Here is a 13,014-nt window from a genome sequence, read left to right on the forward strand (position 1 = left end):
ACGCCTCAGTGCAGGACGACAGTGCCCTCCGGGAGCACGATCTCGGGGCTGCCCTCCTCTTCGGCGCCTTGGCTGGAGACCTTGTCAAAGAGGATCTTGATGGTCTGCAGGCCAATCTTGAGATCGAGCATGGGGCTGTAGGTCTTGATGTAGAGCAGATCGAAGTTCAACTTGGCCTGGAAGTCGCTGGCGTACTTGCCGTAGACCTGTGCATAGCCCGTGACGCCGGCGCGCACATTGTGGCGCAGCGGGTAGTGGGGATTGATCTCGGTGAACTGCTTCACGAAGAAGGGGCGCTCCGGGCGGGGGCCGATCAGGCTCATGTCCCCGCGCAGCACATTGATCAGCTGGGGCAGCTCGTCGATGCGCATGCTGCGCAGGTACTTGCCCAGCGGGGTGACACGCGCGTCGTTGCTGGTGGCCAGCGTCGGGCCGGACTTGGCCTCGGCATTGGCGGCCATCGAACGGAACTTGAGGATCTCGAACTCTCGGTTGCCCTGGGTGACACGAACCTGCTTGTAGAAGACCGGGCCGGGGGAGGTCAGTTTCACCAGGAGCGCGGTCACCAGCATGATCGGGCTCACCAGCACCAGGCCCACCAGTGCGATGAGGAAGTCTCCAGCTCGCTTGAGCAGGTCGTACTCGCCGGGGATCTTGAAGGGGCTCACGAGCACGATCGACTCGTCCTCGATACTCATGATGTTGGGGTTGATCATCAGCAGCCGCTGGAAGTCAGCGGTGAGGAAGATCTCCTTCTCCTTCTCCAACAGGTAGTCGTAGACCTGGCGACGGGTGGCGTCGTCGATCTGGTCGCTGACGTGCACCGAGTCGTAGTCGTCCAGATACGCGCGCAGATGTTCGACGTAGTGGCCGTCCACCACATGGGTGAGCTGGTGACGAGGGCTGCGGTTGGAGAGGAAATTGCGCACCGCGCGTGATTCCTGGCCGGGGACGGTCAGACACATCACGCGGTTGTCACCGCGAACCCGGCGATAGACGCCGTAGACGATGATCCGTACCACTGCCAGCGCCACGGTGCTGAGCACCAGATTGATCAGGATCACGCCGCGGGGGAAGGCGAACCAGCTCCCGGCGAAGGTGGCGGCCGCAATGATGCCGGTGACGATGATCTGGTCGATCAACGTGATGATGGCCAGGTCCAGGCGGGTCTTGTTGTAGAGGACGTAGACGCCCGAGAAGACGCTGACGATGACGAAACCCACCAGCGCGTAGCCAAAGGTGGACGTCACTGCCGAGAGGTTGCGCTGCGGCATGTGGCCGCCGAAACGCAGCCAGACGGAGAGGAACAGACAGACCGAGAAGACGGCCATGTCCGTCAGCACCATCAGCAGCTTCTCTGCCTTGGCGAAATTGTCCTTGCGGGCCACGTGAGTCCCTTCCATGGTGTGAGTCGTGGAGCCGCCGGCATGTCTGGGCCCCACGGATCGCCCGCCAGTCTAGTGCCGCGTCCCAGCGAGCCCGGGAAATCCCGGGTCCACGGGGATGCGAGGGTCTTCAGGGCTGACGCGGCCCACGTCCGCTGTGATCTTCGGCCGGCCTCAGTTCGCCCCGGTGCGGGCGGCGTACTGGGCAACGGCCCGGTCGAAGGCTGCCTCGAGCGCATCGGCGCTGGCCTGCAGGCTGAAGCGGGTGGTCATCAGCTCCCGGGCTCGGGCGTGCCAGCGGTCAAGCGTCGACTGGTCGGCGTCCCGAACGCAGCGGATGCCCTCCACCAGGTCATGGGGCTCCACGACGGCCCCCACCTCGTCGTCGATGATCACCTTGCGCAGCGGCTGCTTGGCATTGGAGACCACAGCCAGGCCGGAGGCCATGTAGTCGTAGAGCTTGTTGGGGCTCATGCCCTTGTTGAAGACGCTCTGGGGGCTGACGGTGTGCAGGCCGACGTCGCCTGCCTTGAGCAGGGCCACCAGCTCGTTCTTGGGTACTTGGCCGTGGAAGCGGACATTGGTCAGCTTGCGGGCGGCCACCTCGTCGACGGCCCACTGCTTGCGCGATCCGGAGCCGATCAGCAGGAAGTCGACGTCGGGCAGCTGCTCCGCGGCGTCCAGGATCAGGTCCAGCCCGACGTAGTTGGAGTGGTTGCCGCTGAAGACGGCGGTGAATCGGGTCAGGCCCAGACGCTCGCGCACCTGCTCCTTGGTCTCGGGAACGTCGAACTCGTCCAGGTCGGCACCATTGCCGACGACGGTGAGCTTCGCGGGATCGATTCCCAGGCCGCGGAAGTGGTCTTCCCAGCCGTCGGTCACGACGATGATCTGTTCGGCGCGCTGGTAGAGGGTCCGCTCCAGGGCGACCAGGATCTTGTGGACCAGGCTGCCTTCCTTGAGGGAGCCTCCGCTGACCAGGCTCTCCGGCCACAGGTCGCGGACCTCCATCACGAAGGGCTTCTTGCGCACCGCCGCCAACGCGGCTCCGGCCACGGGAGCCAGCAGCTGGGGGGAGGAGGCGAAGATGAGGTCGCAGCGCTTTCCGAGACCGGTGGCGAAGGCTTCGACAGCGAAGACGCCCCAGCCCAGGATGCGCTTGGCGCCGTTGCCGGCGTAGGCCGGGACCGGAACCAGGTTGAAGCGGGGGTCCACGGAACTCATCAGCTCACCGGTCGTGTGGTGGCGGGAGCTGGAAATGATGCGGAAGTCGTAGCCGCGCAGCCGGCTCAACATGTCAAAGGTTCGAGTGATGCCACCGTATTCGCGGGGGAAGGCGTACTGGTTGATAGCCAGGACTCGTCGTGCTGCCGGGGTATTCGCGGGCTGGTTCATCTGCGTCCCTTCTGACGTCGACGCCGTGCGGTCGGGGTGACCCGATGCGGGGGTCACCCAAAGCAGTCTAGTGGTGACAGACGTGTCCACCCAGAGATATATAAGACGGTTGACTAGGTCTTATGTCCAACTATTTCAGCTGAATGCAAGCTGAAGGTCTGATGGTGGGCATCTGGCCTCGAATCCCGTGACTAGGGTTTCGGTGTGGTCAAAAGGGCAATCGTCTGCCAGCTGTCTGAGTGTTGGCTGAAGCCGTTCGGCTTCAAGGCGGAAGGTGCGTCATCGTGGACAGGACAAGAAGGTGCGTCATCGTGGACAGGACAGATGGCCCGCCAGGTGCTCTGGGTGAACTGCCGTCGGGGGCGGCGCAGGCGGCGGGGCGGTTAGTCTTCTCCTGTGGGTGGAGCGCTGTCATCGACAGTCAAACCCCATCCGCACAGTTCGGACAGGAAGCTCGTTGGACAGCACAAGCCCTCGACGTCCCCGCCCAGTGTGGGCAGGTGTCGCCATCGCTCCCGGAGCGCGCGGCCGGCGGGGGTTCGAGTTGCATTCGATTGACTCCCCGAGCTGTCGACGGAATCGTTACCTTTTGTTGCAGGACAATGGTTTTGGCGTGTTGTCTCCTCAATGCGGCAGTCGCTTGGGAGATGCTAGTGGCATCGCCGTCGAGGGTGCGGGGGGGCAGTGTCCCCCATGGTGCGAAATTATTGAGTGTGTGAATGGTCTGGAGTGGGGGGACGCGCAGGAGCGCGCCCAGAACGGAGGGTGCCCATGAGTGGGTTTGACTCTTCGCGCGCCCGCACGCGGACCGGCACCCGTCTGCTCAGCACCCTCGGCATCCTGCTGTTGCCCCTGGTCATCATCTCGGGCTTCCTCTGGGCCACCTCCGGCTCGTCCGGCCGGCTCCGTCAGGCGGAGGCCGCGATCGTGAACCTCGACGAGGGGAGCCTGGTGGCCGGCAAGCCGGTCCGCCTGGGCCAGGAGTATGCCCTGCAGCTCAAGAACCAGAAGGGCCCCAATTTCACCTGGCGCTACGGCGTCTCCCCGACGGAGGCCCAGCAGGGGCTCGCCGCGGGCCGCTATGCGGCAGCCGTGGTGATTCCGCCCACCTTCTCCAAGGTGTTGACGGGAACCAGCCAAGGAGGTGCGGACGAGAAGGCGACGCTCATCGTGGAGCGCTCGCCTGTTTCTGGTGTCAGCGACCAGATGGTCTTCTCGCAGCTCTCGGCGGCCGCCACCCAGTCCGTCTCCAGCTCGGTGACGCGCACCTACCTGGAGAATCTCTTCGTCACCTCCACGGAGGTCGGTACCGCCCTGGGCGAGACCGCCACCGTCGCCCAGGAGGCTGCTGTTGCGGCAGACGCCCTCGAGGGACAGGCCCGTTCTGCCCAGGACGCGTCGGGCAGCGCCGCCGAGCAGGCCGACGAGGCCGGATCACGCACCGGACAGCTCGTCGAGGCGACGGACGAAACGGTCCGCGGCGTCCAAGGGGTGGAGGACTCCACCACTGCTGCCCAGGAGAGTGCCACCGTCGCTGCCGAGGCATCGGCCGAGCAGGGACGTGCTCTGGAGGAGGTTGCCAAGCAGGCCTCCGAGATCTCCGAGGTGGCCACCGAGGCCAACCGGAGCACCGAGGAACAGGCCAAGGGTGCAGCGGGTGCCGCCAAGGACGTCGCCACGGCTGGTGAGACTGCCGATGAGGTGGCTCGGTCGGCCTCGCAGAACCGCACGGCCGCCGAGGACTACACCGGTCAGGTGGGGGAGGCCGCCGCCCAGCAGGCCAAGCTGCAGCAGCAGCTGGGCGATGTCCAGGGTTCCCTGAAGGACTACGTCGAGAATGTGCGCGTCGTCACCACCGCGGTGAAGAAGGCGACGGGAGGCACCGGCGCTGCTGGTGACGCCGGAGCCGAGGTTCGCGAGCCCATGGTGACCCAGCCCACCGAGACCGCGGTGACCCAGCCCACCACGGGTCCGACGACGTCGGGCCAGGCCGGTTCCGAGCAGTCCGGTGCCAGTACGGGCCGAGAGGTGCGCGAGGAGAGCGGCCCCCGCATTCCACAGATCCCCCTGGTTCCTGCCAGGCAGGCACCGGCGCAGGAGGCACGCCCCAAGAGCCTCCCGACGCAGGCCGCTGAGGGGCGTCCCGTCGAGCCCGGTGTGGAATCCTCCCGTAGCGAATCGCCCTCCCCGGTTGCCGAGGCCACTGCAGACGCGACCCCCACGGAGTCCGATGCCGCACGCGCGGCTGCCGCCCCTGATGTCATCGCCGATGCTCGCGACGAGCAGGCGCCGTCCACGCAGGACGCGGCTGGCCAGCAGCCCGAATCCGCACCGGCCCCCGGTCAGTCGGCCCGGGTGCAGGCCTCTCTGCGTCTCGATGTCGTGCGCAGCCAGGCGGCTCCGACGGCTGAGCGCGATGCCATCGTCAAGGAGCTGCGTGCTGCCGCCCGCTCCCTGGAGCAGGCCGAGGCCGATGTGCCGGAGCTCAACAAGCAGGCCGCCGCCAACCAGGCTGCCGCGGACGAACTGCTGGCCAGTTACCGGTCCATGATGGATTCGCTGCCGACCAAGAAGGTCAACGCGAACCAGGGCGTGGGCAACGTGCCGCCCGAATGCACCGAGTACAGCAAGGCCGACAAGGAGGCGCTACGCGCCTGCAAGGCCGGCGCCGCGGCCGGTTACAACCGTGCCGTCGACGAGGTCCTTGCGGCGTCAAAGGACAGTGGCCACGAGCAGAAGATCCTGCAGGTCCAGGCCAGCGCCAAGACCCTGGCCGATGCCCTGGAGTCGCTCGAGTCCAGCCGCGCGAAGACAGTGGCCACGCTCGAGGATCTCGCCGATCGCGTCGCAGGGCTGGACCTGACGACACCGGCCCCCCCCGTGGACCCGTTGCCCAGCACCAAGCCGTCGCCGACTGTGGACCCGACGCCCAGCACGGATCCCAAGCCGACTGACCAGCCCAGCGCCGATCCGAAGCCCAGCGCGGATCCGAAGCCCAGCGCGGATCCGAAGCCGAGTGACAAGCCGAGCGCGGATCCGAAGCCGAGTGACAAGCCGAGCGCGGATCCGAGTTCGAGCACGGAGCCAAGTCCGTCCGCCGATCCGAGCGGCACTCCCGCCCCCTCGCCCAGCGACCAGCCGAGCGCGGATCCCAGTACCCAGCCGACCCCCGCCCCGGGCGTCGAGGTGCTCAAGGACGCCCAGGTGGCGGCCGCCGTGTCCCAGTTGGAAACCGCGTCGACCACGGTGGAGCGCCAGCTCGGCGAGCTGGACACGGCACTCTCCGAGGGCGTCGAGAGCCTGACCAAGGTCACGGCCGAGTCCGACGCGTCCAAGGCGCTGACCACCGGCGCCGACCAGATGGACCAGGTGGCCGCCCAGCAGGTGGAGACCGTGCGCCAGCTACAGGAGAGCCTGGACACCCTGAACCAGGGCATGACCCAGCTCGCCGAGAGCATGACGGGTCTGGAGACCTCCGCCGCCGCTCTCGACGCGGAGACCACGAGGGTCAGTGACAACACCACTGCTGTGGCGGAGCGGATGCAGCTGCTCGACGATCAGATGACCTCTCTCCAGACGGCCACCGCGGAGGCTGCGGTGCGCGTCGCGGAGACCCAGGGCCGGGCGTCGGCCGTCCAGGAGCAGGTCAGCGCCCTGCAGCAGTCCAGCGGCGTCGTGACCACCCGGACCGAGGTGGTCACCCAGTCGGCGGCCCAGCAGACCGAACGCAGCGTCACCGTCGCCAAGCGCATCGACAGTGCCCACGCCCAGGTTCCCAACTACGACGACGCCGAACGCCAGAAGCTGACCGATGTGGTCAGCCAGCCCATCGACGTCTCGCGCTCCAACTCCTTCCGCAATGTCGGGTGGGTCAGCATGCTGATGCTGCTCTCGCTGTGGGCCGGCGCCATGGGGCTGCACAGCTCCCTGGTGCCGATCAGCAGCCGGGCCCGTCGCTCCACGGAGGGCTCGATCGGCCTGCTCGTCGCGGAGATGGTCCCTGCCGCCGGGCTCGCGGTGCTTCAGGGGCTGGCGGTCGGCGCCGTCGGTCGCGTGGCCTTGCCAATGTCGGCTGGTCAATGGGCCGCGGTCACGGGGGCGCTGGTGGTCGCCAGTCTGGCCTTTGCCGCGGTGAACCACAGCCTGGTGGTCTTCCTGCGCGGCTTTGGCCGTCTGGTGGCGGCGGCCTTCGCCCTGGTGGCGGGCGCCGGTCTGCTGACCCAGGCCTATCCCGACGCGATGCTGGCGCTGCGCGGTCTGTCACCGATCACGCCCGCTGTCGACTGGGTGCGCGCGATCCTGACCGGTGCTCCGGGCGCTGGCACCAGCGCCGCGGTGCTGTTTGCCTGGTTGGGGATGGGAGCCCTGTTCAGCGCCCTGGCCATCCTGCGAGCCCGCAGCCCCGAGCCCCGTCGCGTGCCCACCATCCACGACCAGCCGGTGGAGTGAGCTGGGGGTGCCCGCTGTACCGCTGCCGACCCCGAGGTTGGGCCCAGTGCCCACGGATCCCCGCACCGCTTGTGGTGCGGGGATCGTCTGTTCCCGGCGAGCTCCCAAGGAGTGGTCGCGAGCGGCCCGTCCCAGCCCCGCGTGGGTTCGTGTGGCGCGCGTGGGTTTCAGCTCCGCGTGGGTTCGTGTGGCGCGCGTGGGTTTCAACACTTCGCGTGTGCTACAACCGTCGCGAGCCAATCCAACCCACGCGGCGCTGGGGTTGTCGGTTCCCGCGTGGGTTCGTGTGGCGCGCGTGGGTTTCAGCTCCGCGTGGGTTTCAACACCTCGCGTGCGCTACAACCGTCGCGAGCCAACCCAACCCACGCGGGCTCCCAAACCCCTGCCCAAGCCCCTGCGAGAGTGGCCTAACCAATACCACGGGGAGGCCCCTGCGGCGCCTCCCCGTGGCGCTGCCGTCGAGGGCACCGGCTTGCGACGCGGCAGGGGGTGACACAGATCGACCCCGGCCATACAGCCGGGGTCGATGGGTCGGGGTCAGGATCCTGACTAGCTCAGCCGCGGATCTCGTCGACGGTGACCGTGGTCAGACGTACCTGGACGGGCACCTCGTCGCCCACCGCGACCGATCCGGCGCCCGGCAGGAAGACCAGCGAGCTCTGCATGTGCGGGGGCTCGACGAAGAAGCGCTTCTTCCCCGCGATCGTGTAGGGGCTGAGGGCAAGACCCGCCGCCTCCATCGAACCTGACGCCAGGGTGATGGCTCGCTGGCGCATCGTCGAAGCCGCCGTCGGGGCCTCCAGGGCGATGCCGTTGGCGGTGCCGCCGCTGACCACCACCACCCATCCGTCGGTGGGCATCCGCCGCTGCCAGTAGCCAATTCGCTCGCCTCGATGCACCGGATGCATGTCCAGGACGCGCGCCGTGGTGCGACGCGTCTTCGGAGCGCCCAGCCACAGTTTGGTTCCCACGCGCAGGCGAGTGGGGACGGAGACCTCACCCCGCAAAGTGTCGTACTCCTGGGCTGTCAGGTGGCTCAGCCACAGCGGAGCCCGACGGGTGGCCAGTGCCCCCGCAGCCAGGGCACGGGCCTCGCCCAGACGGTCCTGCGCCACCATCGGCAGGTGGATGGTCCAGCCCTCCACCTGCAGATCCCCCAGTCGTTCGGAGATTCGGCCCAGGTCCTCCACGGGGAGGCCATGACGACGCATGGAGGTCATCAGCTCCAGCACCACGCGGGCCCGGGGATTCACGCTCTGGGCGGCGGCAAGGTCGTCGAGGCGGGCGATGGTGCTGATCACACGCTCGTCGTGCAGCACCTCCTCCCCATCGAAGCGGCTCCACGGGGTGAGGACGACGATGTCTCCGTGCCAGCCGCCCGCGCGGACCTGGGCGATCTCGGGCTGAGTGCCCACCGCCAGGGTGTCGATGGCGGGATTTCGCTCGGCCAGCAGTGAGGTCTCCTGCGCCAGCCGGCCGAGGCCATAGCCGTAGCCATTGCCCTTGGCGACGGGGACCAGCCCGGGGGCCTCGTCGGCGAAATTGGCCAGATGGGTACGCCAGGCCTCGGTGTCGATGGTCAGGGCCAGGCTCATCGCTTGGTCACCTTCTTCACAAGCTGCGCGACGGGAGCGGCCTTCTGGGCGACGCTGTCCTTGATCCGGGCCCGGTTCATGTACCCGTCGAAGGCCAGGTAGAGGGGCTTGTTGATGGGCATGTCCCACTCGCCGGGGTAGGCGATCGCCTGTCCGCCGGTGCCCACCTTGAACTGGATCAGGCCGATCTCCGGATCGTCGGCGCCCACACCCTCGGTGATGCCGCGCAGGTCGTAGACGCTCGCGCCGGCCTCCAGCGAATCCTGGATCATCTGCCACTGGATGCGGTTGCTGCCGCGCACCTCTCGCTTGGCATTGCTGCTGGCGCCATAGGAGTACCACGTGTGCTTGCCCACCTGGATCCACGTGGTGGCGGCGACCACGTCGCCCTCGTGCCTGGCCAGATAGACGCGCATCCGGTCGATCCCCTGCGGCTGCTCCAGAGCCTCGCCGTCTTGCTTGCCGTTCAGCGCATCCCACATGGTCTCGAAGTAGCTCAGGGGGCGGGGGTGGAAGTTGTCGCGCTCTGCCGTCACCAGGTAGACCTCGTGGAAGGCGGCCAGGTCCTCGCGGGTGCCGCGGATGATCTCCACGCCAGACTTGTCGGCCTTCTTGATGTTGCGACGCCACAGCTGGTTCATGCCCTTGAGCACCTCGTCGGCGCTCTTCTGGGTGCCATCCTCGTGGGTCAGCGGCAGCTGGAAGTTGAACTTGGGCTGGCCAGCGGCAAAGCCCTCGCCGTCCTTGGGGGCCTTCCATCCGAGCCGACGCAGCGTCGCCGCGACCTTGGCCACGTCAGGGTTGGAGGAGTCGGGGGTGACCTGCCCCAGCATGGTCACCTTCTCGTCGGCGATGGCCTCCTTGATGGTGTCGGGTCCCCAGGCGCGTTCGACGATCGCCGGGCCGATCCGCACGCCGAACGCACCCTTGCGCTTCACATGGGTGGTCAGGGCCGTGAGGATCTCGTCCAGGTCGTCGCGCAGCCAGTCGACGACCGGACCCTCGGGGAGGTAGGCGAGCGACCGCTTCACCTTGGGGAGCTGGCGGTAGAGCACCAGCCCGGCCCCGATGAGCTCGCTGCCGTCGAAGAAGCCCAGCGACTCGTTGCCCCACTCCGGCTTCACCTTGGCCCAGGCGGGCAGCTGCAGGAAGCTGACGGTGGTGGGGAAGTTCTGGTCCGCCGCCTTGGCCTCGACGAAGGCAAGGTGCTCGGCGGCGGTGATCTGGCGCACGGTGATGGTCACCCTTCGAGGCTACCGGACGCTTCCTGAGCTCTTGGGGCGTGTGCGGGAGCACCCGGTCCCCAAACTGAGAGCCCTGGCGGCACTGGACACGTTCAAATCGGGTCCATGGCCGCTGGGGCTCTCAGTTTTGTTCGACGGATCCGAGCTGCGCCTCCAGCGCCGAGGCGACGGCCTCGAACTCGGTGAGCGCGGCGGTGAGGTCCTCGACGATTTCCCGGGCGATCACCTCGGGCGACGGCAGGCTGTCGAGGTCCGTGAGTGAGTCGTCCTTGAGCCAGGTGATGTCCAGGTTCGCCTTGTCCCGGGCGATGATCTCGTCGTAGGTGAAGGCGCGGAAGCGCTCGGATTCGGTGCGGGTGCTGCGGGGCGCTCCCGGCTTGTAGCACGCGACGAATTCGTCGAGGTGGCGGCGTTGCAGCGGGTTCTGCTTGAGCGTGAAGTGCTGGTTGGTGCGCAGGTCGTAGACCCATAGCTTCTCGGTCCAGTGCTGGCCGGGGTTGGCCTTCTTGCGGTCGAAGAAGAGCACATTGGCCTTGACGCCTTGGGCATAGAAGATGCCAGTGGGCAGCCGCAGCATGGTGTGCAGGTCGTAGTCGTCGAGCAGCTTCCTGCGGATGGTCTCGCCCGCGCCTCCTTCGAAGAGCACATTGTCCGGGAGGACGACGGCGGCGCGGCCGTTCACCTCCAGGATGGTCATGATGTGCTGCAGGAAGTTCAGCTGCTTGTTGCTGGTGGTGGCAACGAAATCGGACCGTTCGATGACGGTGTTCTCGCTGGTCTCGCCGTCGTCGCCGTAGAAGGTGGTGACCGATGACTTGCGTCCGAAGGGCGGGTTGGTGAGCACGACGCTCCAGCGGCGGCCGGGGTCGCTGGCCAGTGAGTCGCGCACGTCGATGGGGGAGCGGCCGTCGTAGCTGCCGACGCCGTGCAGCAGCAGGTTCATGGCGGCCAGACGGGCGGTGCCGTCGACGAGTTCGCCACCGTGGATGAAGCCTTCGCGCAGATGCTGCTTCTGCGTGGGGGTGAGGCTTGCGGCGTCCTTTGAGGCGTGTTCGTGGGCCATCAGGAGGAAGCCGCCGGTGCCGCAGGCCGGGTCTGTGACGGTGTCGGCCACCGTCGGATCAATGACGTCGACGATGGCCTGGATCAGGGGACGGGGTGTGAAGTACTGGCCGGCGCCGGACCCCTTGTCGGAGGCGCCCTTGGCCAGCAGAGACTCGTAGGCGTCGCCGTTGATGTCGGTGCCGCTGGCGGACCAGTTCTCCTTGTTGATCAGGTCGTGGATGAGGCGTTGCAGCTTGGCCGGGTCCTGGATGCGGTTCTGGGCCTTGCGGAAGATGGTGCCGATGACGCCGTCGCGGCGGCCCAGCTCGAGGAGCATTCGGGTGTACTCGGCTTCCAGCGCGACGCCCTTCTTGTCGAGCAGCCGCTGCCAGGAGAACTCGTCGGGCAGGATCTGCTCGGGAGCCAGCGGGCGGGTGGCGCGCTCGTGGGCCATCTTGAGGAAGAGCAGGTAGGTGAGCTGCTCGGTGTATTCGAGCACGCCGACGCCGTCGTCGCGCAGCACGTCGCAGAAGGCCCACAGCTTGTCGACGAGGCGTTTGGCGTCGGTCATCGGTTCTCCTGGGGTTGGGGACGGGCAGGAACGTCTCGATTGGGTGCTGACACGCGGGTGTCGAACTTGGTGCTGGCCAGGCGGCGTTCGGTGTGGGTGATCAGGTCGAGCACTTCGGTGGCGACGAAGGCGCGGGTCCGACGGCCGGCCGACTTCTGTTCCAGAATCCCGGCGGCTTCCAACTCGATGAGCGCCTTGTTGGCGGCTGGCGCGGACACCTGGTGGATGCGCTCGACCGTCTGGACCGTGAGCACGGGCGTGCTGGGCAGGTCTGTGAGGATCTGTCCGGTTGAGGAGTCGCTGCGCATGCTGCGCTGGCGTCCAGACTTGGATCGGTGCTCGCCGAGTCGGGCTGCCCATAGGTCCCGTAGCTCGGTGACTTGGGTGCGTAGCTCGTCGGCTTGGGCGGCCGCGCGGAGCACTGCCGTGGTGAACTCCTCAATCCAAGCATTCGTGGCTTGCTCTGCCGCACGGGGATCGTCATGCCGGAACTTCGTGAGGCCGCGAACATAGTCATCACGAAAGGTCGCCAGAACGAGACTTACTGGCAGCACGGCGCTGGGTGTCAGGCCTCGGCGCGAAAGCACGGTGTGGATGAGGGCGCGGCCGACACGGCCGTTTCCGTCAGTGAACGGGTGGATGGTCTCGAACTGTGCGTGGACGAGGGCTGCTTGCACAAGGGGGGAATGGCTCGCCCCGTTCAGGTAGTCGACGAGGTCCTGCATCATGGCGGGAACGTGTTCTGGGGCTGGCGGTACGAAGTCGGCGTCCAGCGGGTGGTGGTTGGATCCACCGATCCAGTTCTGCACGGTCCGAAGGCCGTGGTGGCGCGGTTCGTCGGCAAGGAGCGCGGTGTGGAGTTCCTCGATGTCGGCGACCCTGATGCTGTCGGCTGACGCGAGGCGGGTGGATGCCTCGCGGACGAGTGTCATGTTGCGCGCCACCAGCTGCGCCTGCTCGCTGTATCCGTGGATTTCCTCCTCCTGGGCAAGCTCGGCGAAGGCAACCTGCCGCGCTGCGGGAGCGATGCCCTCGATGCGCGAGGATGCGATCGCCTCGGAACGCAGCAGGAAGCGCGCCAGACCCGCAAGGTCCTCGGCGCCAGGACCATTGTTCAGCTGTCGCACGGCGCGTTCGGCCCGGGCCAGCCGATGGTCCAGCGTGGCGGGCGGGCGGATGGCCAGTCCGCACAAGGGACCGGGCAGGAACCACTGAAATCGGCCGGATCGACGGTCGCGTGCCGGGACGCCAGAGCTGAGGGTGCTGGTCCACTCGGCGTCGTGCCACGTGCCCATCGCTGGCTCCTAAGGTTGGTTTCCTGCTCGGTTGGC

7 protein-coding genes are annotated in these 13,014 nt (G+C 67.3%); 1 reads left to right on the forward strand and 6 read right to left on the reverse strand.

Going from position 1 to position 13,014, the window contains the following annotated elements; all coding sequences use genetic code 11:
• Window positions 1-5: 5 nt before the first annotated feature.
• Together ACTQ49_RS09470 and ACTQ49_RS09475 are read right to left on the reverse strand one after the other, a co-directional pair.
• Window positions 6-1,403 carry a sugar transferase gene (locus ACTQ49_RS09470; RefSeq protein ID WP_441827597.1) on the reverse strand — a complete coding sequence of 466 codons (1,398 nt, stop codon included), beginning with the start codon at window positions 1,401-1,403 and terminating at the stop codon, window positions 6-8.
• A gap of 156 nt (window positions 1,404-1,559) precedes the next feature.
• The gene (locus ACTQ49_RS09475; RefSeq protein ID WP_441827598.1) at window positions 1,560-2,780 is read right to left on the reverse strand and encodes a glycosyltransferase family 4 protein; all 1,221 of its coding nucleotides are present in this window, start codon (window positions 2,778-2,780) and stop codon (window positions 1,560-1,562) included.
• Window positions 2,781-3,551: 771 nt separating this feature from the next.
• Here ACTQ49_RS09475 and ACTQ49_RS09480 point away from each other — a divergent pair.
• Entirely contained in the window at window positions 3,552-7,229 is a 3,678-nt protein-coding gene (locus ACTQ49_RS09480) for an ABC transporter permease (RefSeq protein ID WP_441827599.1), read from the forward strand.
• Window positions 7,230-7,783: 554 nt separating this feature from the next.
• Here the strand turns inward: ACTQ49_RS09480 and ACTQ49_RS09485 are convergent.
• The 4 genes from ACTQ49_RS09485 to ACTQ49_RS09500 form a co-directional block, all read right to left on the reverse strand.
• Complete coding sequence (locus ACTQ49_RS09485) at window positions 7,784-8,824, reverse strand: alanine racemase (protein WP_441827600.1); 1,041 nt, start codon at window positions 8,822-8,824, stop codon at window positions 7,784-7,786.
• A complete protein-coding gene (locus ACTQ49_RS09490; protein WP_441827601.1) occupies window positions 8,821-10,068 on the reverse strand; it encodes a lipid II:glycine glycyltransferase FemX in 1,248 nt (415 codons plus the stop codon). Before ACTQ49_RS09490 ends, ACTQ49_RS09485 begins: the two co-directional genes overlap by 4 nt.
• A 121-nt stretch (window positions 10,069-10,189) precedes the next feature.
• Entirely contained in the window at window positions 10,190-11,683 is a 1,494-nt protein-coding gene (locus ACTQ49_RS09495) for an N-6 DNA methylase (protein ID WP_441827602.1), read from the reverse strand.
• Complete coding sequence (locus ACTQ49_RS09500; RefSeq protein ID WP_441827603.1) at window positions 11,680-12,978, reverse strand: Fic family protein; 1,299 nt, start codon at window positions 12,976-12,978, stop codon at window positions 11,680-11,682. Before ACTQ49_RS09500 ends, ACTQ49_RS09495 begins: the two co-directional genes overlap by 4 nt.
• Between the last annotated feature and the right edge of the window lie 36 nt (window positions 12,979-13,014).

It is taken from the genome of Luteococcus sp. Sow4_B9 (genome assembly GCF_052116585.1).
Classification (GTDB): Bacteria; Actinomycetota; Actinomycetes; order Propionibacteriales; family Propionibacteriaceae; genus Luteococcus.